This is a genomic window from Paenibacillus sp. NPDC058174 (assembly GCF_042883865.1).
GTDB lineage: Bacteria > Bacillota > Bacilli > Paenibacillales > Paenibacillaceae > Pristimantibacillus.
On sequence record NZ_JBHVUY010000001.1, the window covers coordinates 625,823 to 648,261 of the forward strand.

At 52.2% G+C, this 22,439-nt stretch carries 13 protein-coding genes; all 13 read left to right on the forward strand.

Going from position 1 to position 22,439, the window contains the following annotated elements; translation table 11 throughout:
* Positions 1-11 precede the first annotated feature (11 nt).
* The 13 genes from ACFVVF_RS02860 to ACFVVF_RS02920 all read left to right on the forward strand — a co-directional run bounded on the left by ACFVVF_RS02860 (position 12) and on the right by ACFVVF_RS02920 (position 22,427).
* Positions 12-866 (forward strand): CPBP family intramembrane glutamic endopeptidase, encoded by an 855-nt coding sequence (locus tag ACFVVF_RS02860; protein WP_387805209.1) that lies wholly within the window; start codon positions 12-14, stop codon positions 864-866.
* Positions 863-1,672: a CPBP family intramembrane glutamic endopeptidase gene (locus ACFVVF_RS02865; protein WP_387805211.1), complete on the forward strand. Its 810-nt coding sequence runs from the start codon at positions 863-865 to the stop codon at positions 1,670-1,672. The genes ACFVVF_RS02860 and ACFVVF_RS02865 overlap by 4 nt, the downstream gene beginning before the upstream one ends.
* Positions 1,669-2,472 (forward strand): CPBP family intramembrane glutamic endopeptidase, encoded by an 804-nt coding sequence (locus tag ACFVVF_RS02870; RefSeq protein ID WP_387805213.1) that lies wholly within the window; start codon positions 1,669-1,671, stop codon positions 2,470-2,472. Before ACFVVF_RS02865 ends, ACFVVF_RS02870 begins: the two co-directional genes overlap by 4 nt.
* 12 nt (positions 2,473-2,484) lie before the next feature.
* On the forward strand, positions 2,485-12,720 hold the full coding sequence (locus tag ACFVVF_RS02875; protein WP_387805215.1) for an amino acid adenylation domain-containing protein: 10,236 nt from the start codon (positions 2,485-2,487) through the stop codon (positions 12,718-12,720).
* Positions 12,701-13,660, forward strand: coding sequence for a cysteine peptidase family C39 domain-containing protein (locus tag ACFVVF_RS02880; RefSeq protein ID WP_387805217.1), 960 nt, complete (start codon positions 12,701-12,703; stop codon positions 13,658-13,660). The genes ACFVVF_RS02875 and ACFVVF_RS02880 overlap by 20 nt, the downstream gene beginning before the upstream one ends.
* A gap of 41 nt (positions 13,661-13,701) precedes the next feature.
* A complete protein-coding gene (locus ACFVVF_RS02885) occupies positions 13,702-14,418 on the forward strand; it encodes a thioesterase II family protein (RefSeq protein WP_387805219.1) in 717 nt (238 codons plus the stop codon).
* A gap of 19 nt (positions 14,419-14,437) precedes the next feature.
* Entirely contained in the window at positions 14,438-15,724 is a 1,287-nt protein-coding gene (gene fabD / locus ACFVVF_RS02890) for an ACP S-malonyltransferase (RefSeq protein ID WP_387805221.1), read from the forward strand.
* A 15-nt stretch (positions 15,725-15,739) separates the two neighbouring features.
* A complete protein-coding gene (locus ACFVVF_RS02895; protein WP_387805223.1) occupies positions 15,740-17,116 on the forward strand; it encodes a M20/M25/M40 family metallo-hydrolase in 1,377 nt (458 codons plus the stop codon).
* A gap of 468 nt (positions 17,117-17,584) precedes the next feature.
* Positions 17,585-18,799 (forward strand): hypothetical protein, encoded by a 1,215-nt coding sequence (locus ACFVVF_RS02900; RefSeq protein WP_387805225.1) that lies wholly within the window; start codon positions 17,585-17,587, stop codon positions 18,797-18,799.
* Positions 18,800-18,834: 35 nt separating this feature from the next.
* A complete protein-coding gene (locus ACFVVF_RS02905) occupies positions 18,835-19,923 on the forward strand; it encodes an ankyrin repeat domain-containing protein (protein ID WP_387805227.1) in 1,089 nt (362 codons plus the stop codon).
* A gap of 34 nt (positions 19,924-19,957) precedes the next feature.
* Positions 19,958-21,097 carry a 3-dehydroquinate synthase gene (gene aroB / locus ACFVVF_RS02910; protein ID WP_387805229.1) on the forward strand — a complete coding sequence of 380 codons (1,140 nt, stop codon included), beginning with the start codon at positions 19,958-19,960 and terminating at the stop codon, positions 21,095-21,097.
* A gap of 262 nt (positions 21,098-21,359) precedes the next feature.
* On the forward strand, positions 21,360-21,887 hold the full coding sequence (locus ACFVVF_RS02915) for a GNAT family N-acetyltransferase (protein ID WP_387805231.1): 528 nt from the start codon (positions 21,360-21,362) through the stop codon (positions 21,885-21,887).
* A 210-nt stretch (positions 21,888-22,097) separates the two neighbouring features.
* Complete coding sequence (locus tag ACFVVF_RS02920; RefSeq protein WP_042161255.1) at positions 22,098-22,427, forward strand: PadR family transcriptional regulator; 330 nt, start codon at positions 22,098-22,100, stop codon at positions 22,425-22,427.
* Positions 22,428-22,439 lie beyond the last annotated feature (12 nt).

Below are 22,439 nucleotides of genomic sequence, written 5' to 3' on the forward strand. Positions count from 1 at the left end.
GGAGCTTTGCTATGAAAAAAGTGTTGATCATGATAGGGAATATTGCGCTCTATATCGGGGTCTTCTACGCGCTGCTCTATCTGCTCCGTTCTACTTACAATTACGAAGCGACGCTGAGCTTCGCCAAGTTTCTGGATGTTAACCCGGCCATGTTTATGGTCGTTCTGTTCACGCTGATTACACTAGTGTACGTGATTATCTTTCGTATCAAAGGCTGGATATGGCCTAGTACGGATAAAAATCTGTTCCGCGCAGCAGGCTTCAGACGGCTGAGTGCCTCGCGCGTCTTGCTGATGATTGCCCTCGGTCTTGCCGGAAGCCTGTTCAGCATTGGACTGATCGTCATCGACGATATTGCGAAGCAATTTCCATCCATTCCTGCACTTGTCGACGATCTGATCAGGGGAGATTCCATCTGGTATGTCATTTTAGGCGCCGGCTTGATTGGGCCTGCATTTGAAGAAATATTGTTCAGGGGCCTGATTTTTAGAGAGCTTCGCAGGGTTATGCCCGTATATGCAGCCTTGGTATTGCAAGCAGGGGCTTACGCCTACTTCCAGCCGAGCGCAGCACTTTCGGTCATCAGTATCGGTTCGGGTCTGATATATGGGGTACTGTATTTGCGGACCGGGTCGCTGTGGGCACCAATTCTCGTACAAAATACAGCCATGAGCACAATCTTTTTATTCAAATACATTGGATTCTACGAATGGTTCGGCAAGCTTGGCGATGTGTGGCTGTATATCATTACAGCGCTCTGTCTGATTGCATTGGTAGGGGGCTCCGTCTATGTCTGGCGGACCTCCGGCAACGGCGGCATCGGCGTACGCGCTGAAGGCAGCACAAAAGGGAGGCTGACTGCATGAAGGCTTGGGGAATGATGCTGGCACGCGCAGCTGTTGTTATCGGTCTGTATTTTGCTTGGTTTTTCACGGTGACGACATTATTTTTCGATTATGTGTACCCCAGAAGCACCTGGTTTGAACAGAACACCGTAACCGTCATTATCTTAAATGATCTGGTAGGTTTGCCGCTTATGGTGCTGGCTTGGAGGTTCATATTTAAAGAAAATTTGTTTAAGGAAGCTAAATTTCGCGTCATGAGCGGAAAATCGGTGGCGATAGCATTATGGATCGGACTTGGCGCCGGTCTGTTCACAGTCGCCTTCTCCAGGCTGCCCGCCATTGCTTCGGACGAGTATAAGTTCCGTGAATTGTTCGATTACTTGAACCGTGCGGAATGGTATGTATTTCTGATTTTCCTGATTCTCGGAAATATTTACAAGGAGACGTTGTTCAGAGGCATTCTGATGAATACATTCAGGCGCGTACTCCCGGTTTGGACCGCGATTGTGATTCAGGGCGTGTTGTACGGAGCATTGTTTTTCTTCGGAGACATTCCGCTATCGCTGTACGGTTTTCTCGGTGCCGTTATTTTTGCACTGCTGTATGTCTGGTTTAAGTCCATCTGGGCACCGATTGCCGCGCAAATTGCTTGTCAAGGCAGCCAGTACCTTCTCTGGCATTACGGGCCGGAGTCAACAGACGTCAGCCTGATGTCCATCGTGATGGCTGTGGCGGCTGCTATGATTACACTTGGCATATTCCTGGCGGTTAAGCATCGCTCATCGATCTCCACGCGGCCGCCTTCTGAGGCGGTGAAGCCGGCGTGAAGGGATTGCGTATAGCGGGAAACAGCCTCTTATATCTGGTTATTTATGCAGCGGTCGTGATGCTTGTTAATCAAGCGCTTTATAACGGGATCAGTGATCCCGGACTGAAGGACTGGATAGGGAGCAATTCCGGCATTGTGCTGATTGTATCTAACATTATCGTGCTGGCAATCTATCTTCCGCTGCTGCGCTGGCAAAAAATTTCGCTAAGGGATTTGGGATTTTCTCCTGCGCGTAGCGGATCGTTGCTGCTTTCCGCAGGAACGGGTGTCTGGCTCGGTTTATTCATCGCCTCGTTTACCCGTCTTCCGTGGATTCAGACGGCCTTTCCGGCCATTTCGGATCTGGTCGCTTTTGTAGCTGGCGGCAGCCTGATTATATTTGTACTCGGCAGCTTACTGCTGGGATCCCTGCTGGAGGAATGGCTGTTTAGAGGCATGTTATTCCATACGCTGCGTCAGCGTCTCTCGGTTCCATGGACAGTTCTGCTCCAAGCCGTATTGTTCGGTGCGGTATTTATGAATGTGACGATTGGCGCATTTGCGGCGCTGGGCGCAATTGTATACGGTGCCGTTCGTGCCGGCTCCCGTTCGCTTTGGGGCTCCCTTGCGGCCCATGTGTGCAGCACAGGCACCTTGTATATCATTCTGCAATGGGCAGGCGATTGGCAGTCCGGTATGCTCGGATTAATGACCCTAATCAGCGGATTTGGCATTGCTGCTCATGCGTTCCTGCTGCTGCGGGGAAGCGGCGAAAGGGCGAAAAAAAAACAGGTCGTCATTGATTCTATTACCAGCTAGGGGGAAGACGCCATGTTTCAACTGGATTTGCTAGATAACAAAAAAGAGTCAGCAAGGAAGAAGGAGCGGAGCGGGGGCTCCGTCTCCAACGTTTCCTTCAAGGATATTGCGATTATCGGGATCTCCGCCAAGCTGCCGCGCGCAGAATCACATGAAGCCTTCTGGGAGCTTCTACGAAGCGGCCAAGATCTGGTAGCCGGTTTTCCGGATTCCCGCAAGGAGGAGTTGAAGCCGTATTTGCGTCGTATGGAGGCGCAATACGGCTCTGTCTCCTTTTTTGACGGGGCGTATATCGAGGATATTTCAAGCTTTGACTATTCTTTTTTCCGGCTTTCGCCCAAGGAAGCCTCGCTCATGAGTCCGGCGCAGCGCCTGTTCTTGCAGACAGCGTGGGGAGCGATTGAGGATGCGGGGTATGGCGGAAATGCTCTGCATGGTTCGCGTACTGGCGTCTTTATCGGCCATAACGCTGACGCGCTCCATGATTACAAGCGGATCATTGAAGCAATGGACCCGGATGCCTTATCTATGGCGGCTCCCGGCAATCTAAGCTCCATGATACCAAGCCGGATTTCGTATTTGCTTAATTTGCGCGGACCGGCGATCAGCGTTGACACCGCCTGTTCCTCCTCGCTGGTAGCGGTCCATCTGGCATGCCAATCGATCCGCAGCGGCGAATGCGAGACAGCGATAGCGGGAAGCGTCAAAATTAACTTGCTCCCGCTGGATACGGGGATACGGCTTGGCATTGAGTCAAGTGACAACAGAGCCAGAACGTTTGATGACTCGGCAGACGGAACGGGCATTGGCGACGGCGTTGTTGCGCTGCTGCTGAAGCCGCTGGCCCGCGCGCAGGAGGACGGTGATTCCATTTATGCCGTCATCAAAGGCAGTGCAATGAACCAGGACGGCAGCTCGGTCGGCATTACCGCCCCGAACGCCCTCGCACAGGAGGATGTTATTGCGCGTGCCTGGCAGGATGCGGAGATTGATCCCGAAACGGTAACGTATGTGGAGGCTCACGGTACAGGAACTTCGCTGGGTGATCCCATCGAAATCGACGGGCTTACACGCGCTTTCCGGCGATATACCGATAAACGGGGATTTTGCGCCATCGGCTCGCTGAAGACCAATATCGGTCATCTCGACCATGCCGCCGGAATAGCCGGGCTGCTCAAGGCAGTCCTGTCGCTTACCCACAAGCAGGTCCCGCCAAGTCTTCATTACCGTTCGCCAAACCGCAACATTCCGTTTATCGATTCGCCCGTCTATGTCAATGACGAATTGACGCCATGGGAGACAGACGGCGAAGCAAGAAGATGCGGAGTAAGCGCGTTCGGTATGAGCGGGACGAATTGCCATGTGGTGCTGGAGGAGGCTCCTGGCAGAATGCCGTCAAGTCCATCAGACAGAGCAGAGCTGTTCTGTCTGTCCGCACATAGTATGACGGCGTTGGAGCAGCTCGTGCTGCAGATGCGGGACTGGACTGGGCAGCAGCATAGCGCTGAAAGTCATAGTCTCGCCGACCTGTGTTATACCCTAGCTGTGGGGCGGGGAGCCCATCGGTATCGTTTGGCGATTGCGGTAAACGGCTGGGAAGATCTTGTTCAGAGTTTGCATGCCATTGCCGCGAACGGCCTTATCGGTCTTACGCTGCCAAACGTCCGCTTCGGAACGGTCGATCAGCCTATGAATGGGGATACGCGGCTTCTTTCAGATGAATTGGAAATGAAAGTGCTGGAATTGGCCCAGCGTTACGTGGACGGAGAAGAGATCAACTGGCAGGCGATTTATCGGGGACAACGCCGGCAGCGGCTGGCGCTTCCGACTTATCCGTTCGATTCTCACCGTTGCTGGGTAGAGGAAGCACGCGGCGGAACGGCGATCCATACACCGTTTGCCATCTGGAGCAAAGGTTCACTCACGGGGGATATTCCAGAGGAGCTTCAACAAGAAATGAACGAGACGTTTGCCAGATGGCAAGCTGCGCTAGAGCAAATTGGAGAAAAAGCGAATCAGCGGCGTGGTGTTGCATTAACCGGAGAGCGTTCCGGTCTGGAGTGGGAGCAGCGTGTCGCAGATGTCTGGGGAGAACTGCTTGGTTATGACGAATTGCCAGCGAATGCCGGTTTTTATGAGCTTGGCGGAGATTCTATTATTGCACTCAAAATTGTAAACCGTCTCAGCGAGCTTACAGGTGTTCGCGTTCAGGCGGCTGATTTGCTTGGGCATAGCGATCTGCCTTCGTTTACCGCCTTAATCCAGCGGCGGGTTAAGGAGAGCAGCGCGGCAACCGTGCAAAGAACGAACGTCCGGCTCAATGAAGAAGAAGTAAACGTTGAGAATGGCGGATATAGCAGGCCGTTAAACGACCATTTGTCCGGCGATCGGCTGGAGCCGATTCCAAAGGCAGAACTGCAGGAGCACTACCCGGTAACATCTCCGCAGAAACGCATGTATTTGCAGCAGCAAGCGATGCCGGATGATCGCAGCTACAATCTGCCTGAATTGCTGTACTTGGACGGAATTGTTGATATAGAGCGGTTGGAGGCTGTCCTGCAAGCCATTGTAGAACGTCACGAGAGTCTCCGTACCACCTTCCATGTCATCGACGGAGAGATCAGGCAGCGTATTCACGACGCTATTCCTTTCCGCCTGATTACAATGGAAGTTGGTGAGGATGATGCGGACGGCGTGCTGCAAAGCTTATTCCAGCCTTTCAGCCTCGATACAGCTCCGCTGCTCCGCGCAGCCTTGCTAGCGCTGGGGCCAGAGCGCCATGTGCTGTTTCTTGATATGCATCATATTGCATCCGACGGGATGTCTGCGGGCATTCTTTTGTCTGATCTGATGACGTTATATCAGGGCGGTTCCTTGCCTCCCCTGACGCTGCAGCACAAGGATTATGCAGTATGGCTGGAGGGCAGGCCGCATTCCGGAAACGCTGAACGGTATTGGCGCGAGCAATGCCAGGGGGACTGGCCGACGCTGGAGCTTCCAGCCGATGCCAAGCGCCCGCCTGTCAAAAGCAATCGCGGCGAAACGTTTGATGTGTATGTCGAGTCCGGATTGGCTTCGGCTGTGCGAAGCCTTGCTGCCGAACGCTGCGTGACCCCGTTTATGGTGCTGCTATCCGCGTATTATACATTCCTCGCGCACTATACCGGAGCCGAGGACATTGCTGTCGGTACGCCAATTGCTGGACGGAACCGACGTGAGCTGGAAGCCATCACCGGCATGTTCACCGGCACACTGGCATTGCGCGCTTACCCGCGCGCCGACAAGCCGTTCAGCGCTTTTTTATCCGAAGTGAAAGAGATCGCTACAGGGGCTTACGCCCACGCTGATTATCCATTCGAGGAAATCGCGCAGTGGGTAGACAGAAGGGATGCCAGCCGCAGTCCGCTATTTGATACGATGTTCATCATGCAGAACCTGGGCATTCCTAATTCTTCGTCAGAAGGATTGTCCTATCGCCACCAGCGCTTTGATCATGGTACAGCCAAATACGATTTGATGATTCAGGCGGTGGAAGATGGCGAGGAATTGCGGCTTGTTGTTGAATACAGCGCCGATCTGTTTCACCGTGAGACAGCCGAGCGGTTCATACGGCATTATGTACAGCTGTTGCGCAGCGTGACCCTCTGCCCCGACACTCTGCTTGGTGAAGCGGAAATGCTGACGGAGGAGGAGCGTCTTCAAATGCTGGCAGTGGGGAGTCGTGCTGCGGACTTTCCGCCGCCGCGCTGTCTGCATGATTGCTTCAAGGAACAGGCGGCGTCCGTTCCCGATCTGCCAGCCGTATCTTGCGGCGGCGAATCCCTGACCTATCTGGAGCTGGATCGCCGTACCGATGACCTGGCGGTATCTTTACGCGCAAAAGGTGTGGGACGCGGCAGCGTAGTTGGCATTATGGCAGAGCGCTCCATCCCTATGCTGACTGCTATGCTCGCTGTGATGAAAGCCGGAGGCGCTTATATGCCGGTAGATCCGCATTATCCCGAAGAGCGCATTCGCTATATGCTGGAGGACAGCGGTGCGATGCTGGTATTCACGGATGGTGCGCGTTCTGGAATTGAGGCTATAATGCCGGCTGGCTTGCAGGTGCTGAACCTTGCCGATGAGATGCTGTTCTCCGGGGGAAGCAGAGCAGCTAATACAATAGAGCAGGATGCCGCCGATCCGATGTACGTCATCTATACCTCCGGCTCTACAGGTCAACCGAAGGGCGTTATAGTGCCGCACCGCAGCTTTTACAATTTTGGACAATCGCTCCGGACGTTTTTCGACGGGCAATATGGCCCGGGAGACAGATGTCTGAGCCTGACCAATATCTCGTTTGACGTCAGTGTAGCGGAGCTGTTTATGCCGCTTATGTTCGGCGCTTGCACTGTGCTTTATCCGGAGCCGAAATTGCTTGATCCGCGGCGCATGGCAGAGGTGATTCAGGAAGAGCGGATTACTTTCGCTTACTTGCCGCCGTCTTTGCTGAGAGAGGTAGCGCAGCTGCTTAAGCAGTCGGATGCCAAGCTTACACTGGATAAAATGCTCGTTGGAGTAGAGCCGATTAAAGACGAAACGCTGGAGCTGTATACGAAGCTTAATCCGAAGATTCAGATTATTAACGGTTATGGCCCGACAGAGGCCACGGTTTGCTCCAATATGTATGCCTATAAGCCAGGCGCTTATCAAGGCGGCTATGTGCCGATTGGCGGGCCGATGCACAATGTCGAGATTTATATATTTGGTTATGGCGGTAAGCTTGCCCCTGTCGGTGCAGCTGGTGAGCTTTACATTGCCGGAAGCGGGCTTGCTCATGGTTATGTGAACAAGCCGGAGATGACAGCCGAACGCTTTGTGCCGAATCCGTACTGTGAGGGCCGAGTCATGTATCGTACCGGCGATATCGCGAAGTGGCTGCCGGACGGAAACGTCATGTATGTGGACCGAGCTGACCAGCAGGTGAAAATCAGAGGTGTGCGGATTGAAATGAATGAGGTCCGATCACAATTGATGTCCCTATCCGAGGTAGAAGACGCGGTTGTGGTCGTCCGCGAAGGCGCAAGCGGCGAGAAGGAGCTATGCGCCTATGTGGTCGCTTCTGAGAAGCTCTCTTCCCGGGAATGGCGAAGAAAGCTGAAGGAAAAGCTGCCTGAGGCGATGATTCCGGCCTCTATTGCGTCGATTGATGCGGTACCGCTGACGCCGAACGGGAAAGTAGACCGGCGTGCCCTGCCGGAGCCGGAATTCGGGCAACGGGAACATGGAAATGCAGAGCTGCCGCGAGACGAGATGGAAGAGGTAATCGCTGCGATTTGGAAGGAAGTATTGGGTGAACCGGCTGGGACAATAGGAATTCACGACGACTTTTTCGAGATTGGCGGGCACTCCTTGAAGGCTGCCGTACTGGCAGGCAAGCTGCAGCAGGCGACAGGCGCCGCAGTTCCGCTCAGCCTCCTATTCGAGCTCACCTCCATTGCGGAAATGGCGGCCTGGCTGAAGGAGCGAGACGGCTCCATTAAGGGGGGCGGCCCGCTGGTTCAGCCTATTCCGAGGGCAGAGCACCGGGAATGGTATCCGATGTCACGCGCCCAGCGCCGTCAATATATGATGCAGATGCTGGCTGGCGAAGCCACCATGTACCATGTGCCGTTCGTGCTCCGTTTGCAGGGCAAGCTGGATGCTAGTCGGCTGCAAGATGCGTTCACAGCATTAATCAGCCGTCACGAAAGCTTGCGGACAAGCTTCCATTTGAACAAGGACGAGTTCAGGCAGATGGTTCATCCGCCGTATGAATTCAAGCTGGAGGTTCTGGATCGCACTGCGCTAGCCGGGGACGAAGAATTATGGGGACCGCCTGACATCATCACGGAAGCTGCCGAGGTAACAAGGCTGATGGATATTTTCCAGCGCCCGTTCCAATTGGATAAGCTGCCGCTCTTGCGAGCAGGGCTGCTGCAGTTGGATGAGGGGGATCATCTGCTGCTGCTTGATATCCATCATATTATTACGGATGGCGTTTCCTCTGGTTTGCTGGTCAAAGAGCTGTCGCGTCTGTATGCCGGACAATCACTGCCAGAGCTGAGTGTGCAGTACAGTGATTATGCAGTATGTCAGGAAACCGAATTTGCAACTTATGCGGAACATGAGCGTTACTGGATGAACGTCTTCGAGGGTAAGCTTCCTGTTCTGGAGCTGCCGGGCGACCGGCAGCGTCCGTCTCTCCCCAGTTATAAGGGCCGCCGGCATCGTTTCCACTTGGACGCATTGACTACGGCAGAGGTGCGAAAGCTGGCACGGGAAGCAAAGACAACGCTATATACAGTGCTGCTAGGTGCTTATGCCGCAATGTTGGGCAAATACAGCGGACAGGCTGAGGTCATTGTTGGCACCCCCGCCGCCGGCCGAGAACATGCCGATACGCATGACATAATCGGTATGTTCGTCAATACGCTGGCACTTCGGACTGGGCCGGCAAGAGACAAGACGGTACGGGCTTATTTGAAGGAGCTGCATAACCATGTCGTTGAGGCGCTTTCGCATCAAACCTACCCTTTCGAGGATCTGGTCGAAGGGCTGAAGGCAGACGGGGACAGAAGCCGCAATCCTTTGTTTGACGTTATGTTTATCTTGCAAAATATGGACCGGGCGGTAATGGAAGCCGGGGATATCGTCTTTGGCGAAATTCCGTTCGAGGCCGGGACGAGCAAGTTCGACCTGACTTTGGAAGCGGTGGAGCGGGAATCAGAGATTGAGCTGCAGCTGGAATATGCAACGGATTTGTTTCGCGAGGAAACCGTGCGCCGCATGGCAGAAAGCTATATTGTGCTCCTGCGGGAGATGTGCAAATGGCAGGATCGCAAGGTCGGCGAACTTGAACTGATGAGTGAAAGCGAGCGAGACCAATTGCTGGCTCTGTTGACCGGAGGAGGCAGAACGGTCCAGGCAGCGAGTAGAGAGGGGAGCTATGGCGGGATGGAAATTCGGGCAGAAGAGGGCATGATGGACCAGCAAGGAAATGCACCAGCTTCCACACAAGTCACCACAGAATGGACGGGTTTCGTGCAGGAGGTGGAGCGTCAGGCAGCGCGCACACCGGATGCGGTAGCGATTCATTTCGGCGCCGAGATGGTGACGTACGCTGAACTCAACGAACGTGCGAACCGGCTTGCCCATTCTTTGATGGCAAAGGGTGTAGGCAATGAACGCATTGTTGCGCTGATGGCGTCCCGCAGCCCGCAGCTGTTAGTCGGCATTTTGGGTATTCTGAAGGCCGGAGGCGCATATGTCGCCATTGATCCTGCTTACCCGAAAGAGAGAATCGACTGGATGCTTGAGGACTGCGGCGAAGCGCTTCTGCTGACGGAAAAAGCTTATGCCGGACTCATAACGAGTGCCGCTAGCGAGTGGTATCTGGACGATCCGGAGCTATATGCAGCGGACAGAGGCAATCCGGAGGTTGTCCATAAGCCAGAGCACTTGGCGTATGTGCTGTATACATCCGGTTCGACTGGGCGCCCTAAGGGCGTGATGATCGAGCATCGCGGGCTGGCGCACTTCATCAGCGGCTTCCGGAAGCGAATCCCATTTGAGAAGGGCCAGCGTATTCTGGCTATGGCATCGGTCTCGTTTGATATTTTTGTCGTTGAAAATCTGCTTCCGCTGACGCTGGGTATGGGAATTGTACTTGCGAATGATGAGGAACGGAGTGATGCTGCCTTACTGCAGGGACTGATCCATACGCACGGCGTCGATGTGCTGCAAATTACGCCATCGCGCTTCAAATGGTGGATGAATCAGCTAGGAGAGACGGACGGACTTCAAGCCCTGCGCATATTGATGATCGGGGCGGAGCCGCTGACGGCTGATGTGCTGGGCAGGCTGCGCGCCGCTACCGGCGCCAGATTGTTTAATCTGTACGGCCCAACGGAGACGACGGTGTGGACCTCTATCCGGGAGGTAACTGAAGGTGACGACATTACCATCGGTACGCCGATTGAAGGCTCTGTCATGATGGTGCTTGACGAAGAATTGAAGCTGCAGCCTACAGGCGTGACAGGCGAAATTTGCATTGGCGGGCCGGGCGTCGGGCGCGGATATCTCAGCCATCCTGAATGGGATGCTGCTTTTGTGCCTAATCCGTATGCGCCAGGCGAACGAATGTATCGCACAGGCGACCTTGGACGCAGGCTTGAAAATGGAGAATTTGCTTATGCGGGCCGCCGCGATTTCCAAGTGAAAATCAGAGGGCACCGGATTGAAATCGGCGAAATTGAGCAGCTGCTGCTCCGGCATGAGCAAGTAAGGGAGACAGTCGTCACTGCGTTTGAAGAAGAGGACGGGGAATATGCGCTTTGTGCGTATGTCGTCATGAGGATGCAGACGGGAGCGGATGCCGAGCAAGGCGGCGGTGCCGGGCTATCTGGACCGTTGATCGTTCAGCTGCGCGAGTATCTGGGGGACAAGCTGCCTTCTTATATGGTTCCGGCCTTTATAGTCGTTCTTGATGACATTCCGCTTACACCAACGGGTAAAATCGATCGAAGGGCGCTGCCGGCACCGGGACCTGCCGACGCGGGCACGCGAGAGCTTGTTCCCTTATCTACGGATACGGAGCGCAAGCTCGCAGAGATATGGAAGGAGCTGCTCGGTACAGATGTTATCAGCGCCAAGGACAGCTTCTTCGAGCTTGGCGGCCATTCCCTGAAGGCGGCGGGCATGGTCAGCCGTATTGCCGAACGCTTTGGCGTCCAAATGCCGCTGCGCGATATTTTTATGAATCCTACACTGGAAGGTCTGGCGGCTCATCTGGACACTAGCGACACTATGGAGGCTGCACGCATTCCGAGGCAGCCAGAGCGCGAATATTACCCGATGTCCCGGGCGCAGCGGCGCCAATATATGATGGGGATGATCTCGAACGAGGCGAAGATGTATCATGTGCCGTTCGCTGTTCATATGCAAGGCAAGCTTGATGTGGAGCGGCTGGAGGAAGCTTTCCTCGAGATGATCCGGCGTCATGAATCCCTCCGCACAACGTTCCATCATGAGGAGGACGAGTTCCGTCAGCGTGTGCATGCGGAGCCGATATTCACGCTGGAGCGGGGCGCCAGACTGAGAATGGCAGCCAGCAAGATGCTTGCAGAAGGCGGCGACGAAGGCTTGTTCAGCGGCATCAGCTCGCTGATGGAGCGCTTCATCCACCGGTTTGATCTCGGCAGTCTCCCGTTATTCCGAGCCGGATTGCTGTCGCTTGGCGAGGAGCGCCATTTGCTGCTGCTGGACTTTCATCACATTATTACGGACGGCGTCTCGGTTAGCGTCCTGCTCCAGGAGCTGACCACGCTATACGGCGGCGGCGAGCTGCCGGAGATGGATATCCAGTACAAGGATTACACGGTATGGCAGGAAGAACGAATTGGCAATGAGGCTTATAAGGAGCATGAACGGTACTGGCTGCAGGCTTTCGAAGGGGAACTGCCGATACTGGAGCTCAAGACGGCTTTGCCAAGACCGGAACTGCAAAGCTTCAAGGGCAGTCTGATCAATTTCAGACTGGATGAGGAGCAGAGCCAGAAGATCAAAGTATTTGCGCGCGAGCGCGGCACGACATTATATACGGTGCTGCTCGGGGCCTATTCCATACTGATGAGCAAGTGGAGCGGTGAAGAGGATATCATTATCGGCACACCCGTAGCGGGCCGCAGCCATGTACAGCTGGAAGGGCTGATCGGGATGTTCGTCAATACGGTTGCGATCCGCAGCTTCCCTGAATCGTACCGCAGCGTTGGCGATTATTTGTCAGAGCTGCACGAGGATGTGCTGCAAGCGCTGGAGCATCAGGATTATCCGTTCGAGGATTTGGTGCAGAAGCTGGGAATCGAACAGGATCATAGCCGTAATCCGTTATTTGATACCATGTTTATTTTGCAAAATATCGATCGCGTTGCTTACCGTTCTGGAGGCACTGAATTTGAACCTAAGGAGTTTGATCCGGGTGTCAGTAAATTTGATTTAACGCTTGAAGCAGTAGAACGGGACGGCAGGATCGGCTTTACGCTGGAGTATGCAACCAGCCTCTTCCGTGAAGAGACCGTTTGGGAGCTGGCGGATGATTATATGGCAATCCTGCACGCGCTGATCGACGATGGAGCAAGAAAAAAGATTAGTGCTGTGAGCTTGAACCCACATTCTAAGCTTAGGGAGGCGGCGAATAATGATGCTGTCAATGAAAAGGAAACCGTTTAACGAGTTTTGGATGAACTGCATGCTGAATCAGGCGTTTTCCATCGCGGTGTCGGAGGAGCCCAGCTACAGAGATGCCGCCTATTTGAACATTTACCGCTACTATCCTTGGAATGCGGCAACGGACAAAGATTTTCGTTATCCGACTATAGATACGCTATATTATCTGGACGATCCGGCCAGATTTCCGCTGTCGCAGGTGATCCGCTATATCGAGCCCGGTCATTTCCGCAGCAAGGAGACGGTACTGGAGGAAATCCGAGCAATGCTCGATGGCGGACGCAGCTTGAGTGTAAACGTTGATTTATTTGACTGGCTGCCGGGGAGTATGGCTTGGAAAAAATTCCATTGGTATCATTATTCGCTGTTTAACGGATACGACAAGGATCGAGGTGTCTTCTACGTCATTGACGATACGCTTGCGGGCTATGAGGAGCATGAGGTGCCTGAGGAGAGGCTGCTCAAGGCGTACGGCAATTCGGAATACAATGTGAATCCCAACTATCTGGGCCCAGCCTTTTACGTATACAACCTGGCGGAAAAGATTCAGCCTTATGAATTGAAGCTTGCTGAAGTGGTGCAAAATGCGGAGCGGCTGGCGGATGAGCTTAGCGAATTCTCCATTGAGGGCATGTGGAATGTAGATTCTGATCCGGAGAAAAGGCAAGCTCACTTAACCTATGGCCTTGTTGGCGTCAACATCATCTGTAACCGGCATATCGCGAACCTGTCACTGCTTCGCTCCATGCGTGAGAAGAACCTGATTGACGAAGCGCTGCATGAGTCGCTGTCTAGTCAGCTTGGCGCAATAAGGGACGGATGGGATCTGGTGAAGGACCGCTTTGTGACAGGGGACTTTGAACGCAGCAGAGAGCTAGACCTGGCGGGCGATTTGTATGCAAAGGAAAAAGCATTCTGGACCACTCTTGCCGCTGGCGCTTAAAAAACATCTAGAATCAACATGTTACACGGGAGGCGAGCATAATGACGATATCTTTAATTTGTCTGCCCTATGCTGGAGGTTCCGCACAAGTGTACAAGCGCTGGACGAACCAGCTGCATCCTGACGTGCGTCTGGTGCCGGCCGAGCTTTCGGGCAGAGGCAGCCGCATGGATGAGCCGTTCTATAGGGACGTGGAGGAGGCTGTTCAGGATTTGCTCCCGTTTGTATTAAAGACTGCGCTCAAATCGGATGCATATGCTTTATTCGGCCACAGTATGGGCAGTCTGCTGGGATATGAGCTGCTGCATGCACTGCTGGAGGAAGGATTGCCGCTGCCTTCGGCAGTCTTCCTCTCCGCCAGAGGCGCGCCGCATTGTGAGAAGAAGGAGGCTCGCCGGATTCATCTGCTTCCCGATGATGAATTTCTTGAGGAATTGAAAGGGATGGGCGGCATGTCTGACGAGCTGTTCCGGCACCAGGAACTGCTCGATCTGTTTATGCCGATCTTGAGAGCAGACTTCAAGCTTGTCTGCGAATATGAGCATAGGATGCGGCCGCCGCTGCCGCTCCGGCTCACGATCTTGAGCGGCAAGGATGACGGCTGCGTTGCCGGTCCGCTACGTGAATGGGAAGGTTATGCGACAGGAGGCTGCGAACTGGCGATGTTCGAAGGCGGGCATTTTTTCCTGCATGAGAGAGAAAGCGATGTGGTAGCCATGATCAACAAAATACTAATCGGGATTGCTGCCCCAATCTGACTCTGAGGAGCGTGACGGAATGCTGAACAAACATGCGATTTGGTTGCCCGGTCAGGGCTCTCAACGCGTCGGAATGGGCAAAGTGCTGAGCGAGCGGTACGCGGTTGTTAAAGACGCGCTGGAGGAAGCGAATGAAGCACTGGGCATGCGCCTGGATAACCTGATGTATGAGGGACCGATGACAGAGCTGACGCGTACGGATAATGCCCAGCCCGCCATTCTGGCGCTAGGTGTAGCGATGTACCGCGTCTATAGCCAAGAATGGGGATACACACCTGAAATAGCTGCTGGCCACAGCTTGGGCGAGTTTACCGCTTTAACCTGTGCGGGGGCCATCACGTTCCCGGATGCGCTTCGGCTTGTACGCTGCCGCGGTGAGCTGATGCAAAGTGCCGCGGCGGCAGGGATAGGCGCGATGGCTGCTGTAAACGGGCCAAGCTCCGATGTTGTCGAAAAAGTATGTATGGATATTAGCACAGAATGCGTGGACGGAAGCTGTATTGTTGTGGTATCGAATATTAATTCTGAGCAGCAAACGGTCATTTCCGGCCACAAGAAGGCTGTCTTTGAAGCGTCAGAAAGGCTGTCCACCCATGGAGCCGCAGTCATTCCGCTGCAGGTGAGCGCGCCGTTCCATAGCCCGTTGATGGCGCCGGCAGCGGAGCAGTTTGCCGAAGTACTGAGCAGTGTCTCGTTTGGAGGGCTGGCTTTTCCTGTCGTGTCCTCCTTGACGGGTCTGCCTTACAAGAATACAGCAGAAATTCCAGAGCTGCTGGCAAAGGGGCTAACGGACCCCGTCAATTGGCCGTCAGTCCTTGCCTACCAGAAGAGCATTGGCGTGGCTGCTGCTGTGGAATTAGGTCCAGGCAGCGTACTGAAAAGGCTGGCTCAACGGGAAGAAATGCTCGTACTATCTTTTGATGATAAGGAAGATGAAGCGCATCTGGCTGGCGCAAGCAAGCCAAGAGAAGCTTATTCCATTGAACTGCTTAATCGTTGCCTGGCTATTGCCACTTGTGTCCGTAACCGCAACTGGAACGCATCCCAATATGAACAAGGAGTTGCTTTGCCTTATCGCAGAGTGCAGCAGATGATTGAGACCTTACAGGAGACAGGCGGGAAAGTGGAGGAGGCACATGTCAGACAGGCGCTGACGATGCTGGAATCGGTGTTTGCTACCAAAGGCACTTCCGCCGAAGAGCAAGAGCGGCGGCTTGCGAGACTTCGCACTGAATTCGGCCTGCGCAGCTTGCCAGATGTTTCTCTTGCTAAACGGCCATACACATACGCGGGCAGTTTACTATAGAAAGGGATTGAGGTCATGGCTATGCAGCTGGCCCATGATGAGCTGGAACAGGATGGAACCCCGCGCACTAAGGATCTGCCGTCGCCGGTGGAGATTTTGCAGACCCTGATCCGCTTCAATACAACGAATCCTCCTGGCGAGGAAGCCGCATGCATCATGTATATCCGGCAGCTGCTTGAGGATGCAGGTGTGGAGACGGTAATCGAGTCGCTTGATCCAGCCCGGCCCAATCTTCTAGCCAGGATAAAGGGCAGCGGGGAGGCAGCGCCACTGCTGCTGTACGGGCATGTCGACGTTGTTGGCGTCGATAAGCAAGGCTGGAGCCGCGACCCGTTCGGGGGCGATATCCATGATGGTTTTGTCTGGGGGCGGGGGGCTCTTGATATGAAAGGCGGTGTGGCGATGCTGGTATCAGCCTTCCTGCGCGCTCATGTCAATAAGTTGCCGCTGCGCGGTGATCTCATTCTGGCGATCGTCAGCGATGAGGAAGCGGGAGGCGAATACGGAGCTTCCTTTCTGGTAGAGCGGCATGCCCATTATTTTGCAGGCGTAAAGTACGCGCTTGGCGAATTCGGCGGGTTCACGTTTCATGCGTTAGGGAAAACCTTCTATCCGATAATGGTTGCGGAGAAGCAGCTATGCTGGCTCAAAGCGACGATTACAGGAAACGGGGGCCACGGCTCCATGGGCAAGTCTGGAGCTGACTGCATGGTGCAATTGGCGGATATGCTTCAATCTCTTAATAGCATTAAACTGCCCATACGTGCGACACCAGCGGCCCGGCTGATGATTGAAGGCATGGCGGCCGCGCTGCCGTTATTGCCGGCACTGCTGCTGCGAGGGCTGCTTCATCCCCGGTTGGGTGACATTATTCTGAAGCTGCTGGGGGACAAGGGTGCGACGTTCGCTCCGCTTCTGCGCAATACAGTCAACGCGACCGTCGTTCACGGCGGCGAGAAAATCAACGTTCATCCCAGCGAAATAACCGTTGAGCTGGACGGCCGGACGTTGCCGGGTGTCACTCCAGAGCAATTTATCGAAGAGCTGCGCCGTAACGCGATTCATGATGACATCGGCCTTGAAGTGCTGCGCCATGATCCGTGTGCTGCAGCTCCCGACATGGGATTGTTCGATTTGCTGTCAGATGTGCTGAAAGAAGCGGATAAGGAGGCCGTTCCTGTGCCGATGCTGCTGCCCGGAGGCACTGACGGCAGATTGTTTGCTAAGCTCGGCATCCAAACCTACGGATTCCTGCCCATGCCGCTGCCCAAGGATATGCAGTTTACCAAATTGATTCATGCAGCGGATGAACGCATTCCTGTAGCTGCGATCTGGTTTGGCACAAATGCGATTTATCAGGTGCTAGAGCAGTATGAAGGGGAGATCTGCTAACCTGAGAGAAAAATAAAAGCTGTTTAGCAAGTAAAAGAAATCCGGAGAAAATGAAGAAACGGCATCTCCAAGTTGTGCACCCCTAAGAATAGACATTGGCCTATCCAATGCGTATTCTTAGGGGTGTTTTTTATGGAAAGAAGGGGCAGTCGTTAAGTATAATCCTAAGGCCTAAAGACTGAAGCCATTCGACTGCGTGTGAGGAGAATGTAAAGCAGCAGCATCCAGCGGCTGCTTCTAGTTTCCAGAATTCAGGTAAAAAGTAGGTGGATTCAGAATGAAAGAGCTTTATAATGGAAATTAGATGTAAATTTAAGATCGCTAATTAATTTCCGAATGCAATGTCTGAACTGCAATTCACAACCTCCGAAAGCAAAACAAATCAAGAAATTTAATCAAGAAATTCAAGTTCCTTATTCCATGTGGCTTCTCACATAGGGAGCATATAGGGCAAGGAAAGAAAAGAGGATGATAGAATTGCCAAATGATAATCAAACTGGTCCTTCAGCTTTTACTAGAGAAGACGCACGTTATCCCATTGACTTGACGGGGCCTCAAAGCCACACGCTAGTTAGGCGGCCTGGCGTGGGCAGCCTATCAATTGGGCCATCGCAATTGGGGAAAAAGGCGGACCTTCACGTCGCGTCAGACGCGCGCATCGATTGGACGGTATTTGATCCCTTTACTACACCTGCAGGCTCACCGTGGCCGCGATTTCTATACTATTCAGGCAGTGATGACAATTTCTTGGAATGGGCAAAGAAACGCCCCATTGAAGAGATGACATGGGCTCCGGTTCTGTCGGCCGATACAGCAGCAGATGCAAGTAATTCTATCTTGCATAGCTTACATATTGAGCTCAGTCAGTCTGGAGGGCGCTTGAGCCTGAGGCTTCCGAATGCTTCTTGCCGCTTGAGTGTGTCTGGCAATCTAACACGTTTCTCGGCCACGGGGAATCTGCCATCTTCTCTGACACTAGCGCCGCGCACTAGCCGGCGTAAGACGGATCCTCCTTTCAGGTTGCCTGACTTTGGTGAATTGCATGGGGTAACGAGCCTCACGCTGCAAAACGAGCCGCTGGGACAGCCCATCTCACTGAGTTGTCTAGATCATTTTCCAAACCTTGAATCACTGAGCTTGTGGGGGAATTTCTGTGACATGGAGTTGTTGGCGTCTCATGTCCAGTTAACGAATCTGGAGCTGCGTTTTATGCCTGATTTAGAGGGTATGCCTTCCTTGGAGACGTGGCCGTTGCTTGAGAGATTTATCGCCTACAATGTGGAAGATGCTGCAGGCAAGCGCCTGAAGCAGCAAATGAAGGCACGCGCAAAAATCCGTCCGTGGGCCGGTTATGTATCCGTGAGCCAGTTGCGAAAAGCAGAGTGGTGGGCTGCTGAATTTGGCCGGCCTTTCTCTTCCTGGCCTAAACGTATCGCTAAGCTCGCAAACGAAGCTTACAACGAAGCACAGGCTAGCCTGGCTCAAGCCCGCAGCTTTGCCGAAGCCGAGGCAGCGATTACTGCGTTCACCGTACGCTTTAATAATCTCAAAGGCATTGAAACGACCGAAAGGGAAGATCTTGGAGAAGCGGTATGGCAGCTCAGCCAGTCCGAGAATTTAATTGGTCAGCCTATAACAGAGGAGCTGGCTCAACGCTGGTTCGACGAAGCTCGAGATTACTGAAATAACAATTTCTATGAATGGCAGGAGAGGCAGAGATGATCGTACTGAAAGACATCGGAAGATTCGAGGAATTGCCGGAAAGAGCGATGCATATTTACAAAGGCAATCTTCCGGCCTTAGATGCTGCAATTAAGGCAGGATGGAATATTGAAGAGGGGATTGTCCTTAGCAAGCATACGACACTTAGTCCATTGGATCTGGCACTAATATCGCAGCAGATGGAGGTCGTAAAGCTGCTGGTGGAGCACGGTGTTAATCTGAATGCCCGTCAAAATCCGGCTTTTTTGCGGGCTGTTCGTTACTGCAAAGAGGGCATCGTCCGCTACATTGCAGCGCAAGGTGCCGAGATGGACAAGCACAATCATACGGGGTCAGGGGCTTATTCACAGGCCTACTATGGCAACAAAAACAATATTCCGCTTATTCATGAGCTGGGACTGGATATCAGGCAGCATGGCGGTGCCGTATTGCGTCAAGCCGTATCGGACCACGACTATAAGACACTTACGTATTTGCTCGATCAGGGAGTGGATATCAATTATAATAAACCGGATATGGTCTATCCTTATGAAGCGACTCCATTAACCGTGGCTGCTCGTATGGGGGTCATGCCTATGGTCAAATTTCTGATTGAACATGGCGCAGACGTGACGTTGGCGGAAAAAGACGGCGATCGCCCATATACAATTGCGGTCAGTAATAAACAGACCGATTTGGCGGATTACTTGAAATCGCTGGAGCCGGTGGACTTTCATAATGCGGAAAATAAGAAGTACGAGCTGAAAACATATAAATTAACCGATGAACTGGTCCGCTTTCTAACAGGAGACAAGCTGCGCCTTGAGCTGGCGCAAAATGAATATGGTATCGGTTATATCGACTTTTTCACATTGACCGATACCATTCAGATGAAAGTAGGCAGACAAAAGCTGCTGCGTCTTTCAGCGGATATCAACAATTATTCAGGTCTGCAGCTGGTTTGGAATCCGAAGAAAAAAGGCCTGATAGGCTGTTATGACGTGGAGCACCAGACCTATGCGGATTTGTGCAGCTTTGCAGAGTTTGTCACGCAGCCTGAATTTTACCTCATAAGATTTCTAGAGGGTGAGTTACATACTAAATGACTAAGCGAAAATAATTTCGAAAAGAGGATTGCACATGTCTCAGAAATTTCGAGTTGTTTTACAGAAGGTTGTTGATTATTCCTATGAAATTGAGATTGGGGAGCGCTTATTCGGTTCCCTTATTAAGGATTTAAAGCAAGGGCTTGTCCTAAACGTAAGCAAATACGCAATTATTACCGATTCCAAGGTAAAACCGCTATATGGAGAACCTTTGCTCGATCAGCTGCTTCAAAACGGCTTTCAAGCTGAGCTTTTTACGTTTCCTGCCGGTGAGGGTTCGAAAACCCGCGAAACGAAAGCAGCGCTTGAAGATCAGCTGCTAAGCCGGTCTTACGGTCGAGACAGCTGCATTATTGCAGTGGGAGGCGGCGCAGTAACCGATTTGGCAGGCTTTCTTGCCGGAACCTACGGCAGAGGCGTTCCTAGCTTAAACTACGCGACTACACTTTTGGCAGCTGCTGACGCATCTGTTGGCGGTAAAACAGGCGTCAATACGCCGGTTGCTACCAATTTGATCGGCGTGTTCCATCAGCCTAAGAAGGTATACATCGATTTGGCTGCCTGGAAAACCCTTCCTCTGCGTGAGTTTAGAAGCGGATTGGCGGAAACCATCAAACATGCCTGTATGGCAGATGCAAGCTTTTTCAGCTTTCTGGAAAACAACATGGAAAAGATCGTCTCTGAGCAGGGTGAGCTTGTGCTCGATCGAAGCGTGTGCGAGCAGATTGCACTCAAAAATTGCGAGATCAAATATAATGTCGTTGAACAAGACGAGTTAGAGAGCAACCTGCGGCAAATTCTTAACCTTGGGCATACTGCGGGGAGAGCGTTAGAGGCTGTAAGCGGCTATGAATTGCTGCACGGAGAGGCGATTTCCATCGGGCTGGTCATTCAAGCGAAGCTTGCTGAAAAGCTGGGTTATGTAACAACAGACCAATCGCAGCGTGTTATTGAGCTATTGAAGAAGGCGGGCTTGCCGACTGAAATTCCTGCCGCGATTACAAACCGGATGTTAATGGACAAGATGTATACGGATAAAAAGGTTCGCAGCGGGCGTATCCGGTTCGTGTTCCAGGATGGAATTGGCGCGATGAAACAATTCGAAAATGGCTCTTATTCGACTCCGGTCGATGAGCATGTAGTTATGGAGCTTTTGGAGCAAATTCGTATCTAGTGATGCATAAAGGCCATCCCGTAGTGGGCTGGCCTTTGGCTTGCCATTTCGATCGCATTGGCTATTTAATATTGCATTTATGAGAACGATTAGTAAAAAATAAATCTTTAATGATGTTATCCAGTATGATATAACTATACAGAACGGTAATAAGGACGATTGCTGCATGTATGGAACTTTTTTTTGACCAAATTAGAATGATTGTTCTCAATGTTATGGAGGTTTATTCAACAGAATTGTTTGCGAAAGAGGAGTGGTCACAATGGCGATAACTTATGAGGTTATACCGGTTGAGAAAGCGGAAGAATGCAGAGCGTTATGCAATGAACTTATGGTCTTTCAGAAGTCAAGAGCATGGATTAAAGCGGAACTGTTTGACAGCATGAATTTTGATACCAGAATGGTGCCTTCCATAAAAAATGCCGTACACAATCATATTGTCCTTGTTAAAGATAATGATGAGAATATTGGGTATGTGTATTCCAGCATCTCACCTAAATGGGCTTATTCCAATGATTTTGCCACTTTTTTTGACCTTTCTTCGGTTGAAGGGGAGCATGTAGGCAGCTTATCTCAGTTTTACATTAAGGATGGTTACAGAAAGCATGGAATCGGATCAAAGCTCTTCCAACTGTCAATGAACTGGCTGAGTGAATTTGACTATGTCAAAGACCGTTTCATCTTTGTGTCGAATGGCAATGATGACGCCTTGGAATTTTACAAACGAAAAGGCTTTGCCGTAAGCCATCAAATATTGGACGGGTTTATAACGGTGCTGCGAAACAAATAATTCAGGTAATTTATAATATGCTCCAGAAAGCGGAATTCGAAACAGAGAAATGGCGGTGTCAGGGATATCTTCCCGGGCATCGCCATTTCTCTGTTTTCTTCGAATGTCATTCAAATGAGAAATGATTATTTTAGGCAAAGTACCACATTTGAAAAACTACCTTGACAGTCACAGTAATATATCTTATTATCCAATTATGGAGGTGATGAAATGAGCGAGAACAAGATCACATCCGACCTGCTTCGCGGCCACACAGACACGATGATATTAAGGCTATTATCTGAGGCCGATCGTTACGGTTATGAGATTGTCAAGTTGATTGCCGAGCGCTCGGGCGGCGAATACGAATTAAAGGAAGCTACGATGTACTCCAGCTTTCGGCGGCTTGAAGCTGATGGCGATATTGAGTGGTATTGGGGCGATGAATCGCAGGGCGGACGGCGGAAGTATTTTAGAATAACCGGTAAAGGCAAGGAGACTTACGCCCGTAACAAAAGCAATTGGGAGTATGCAAAACGCGTGTTGGAAAATTTATTATAAGGAGATTGGATA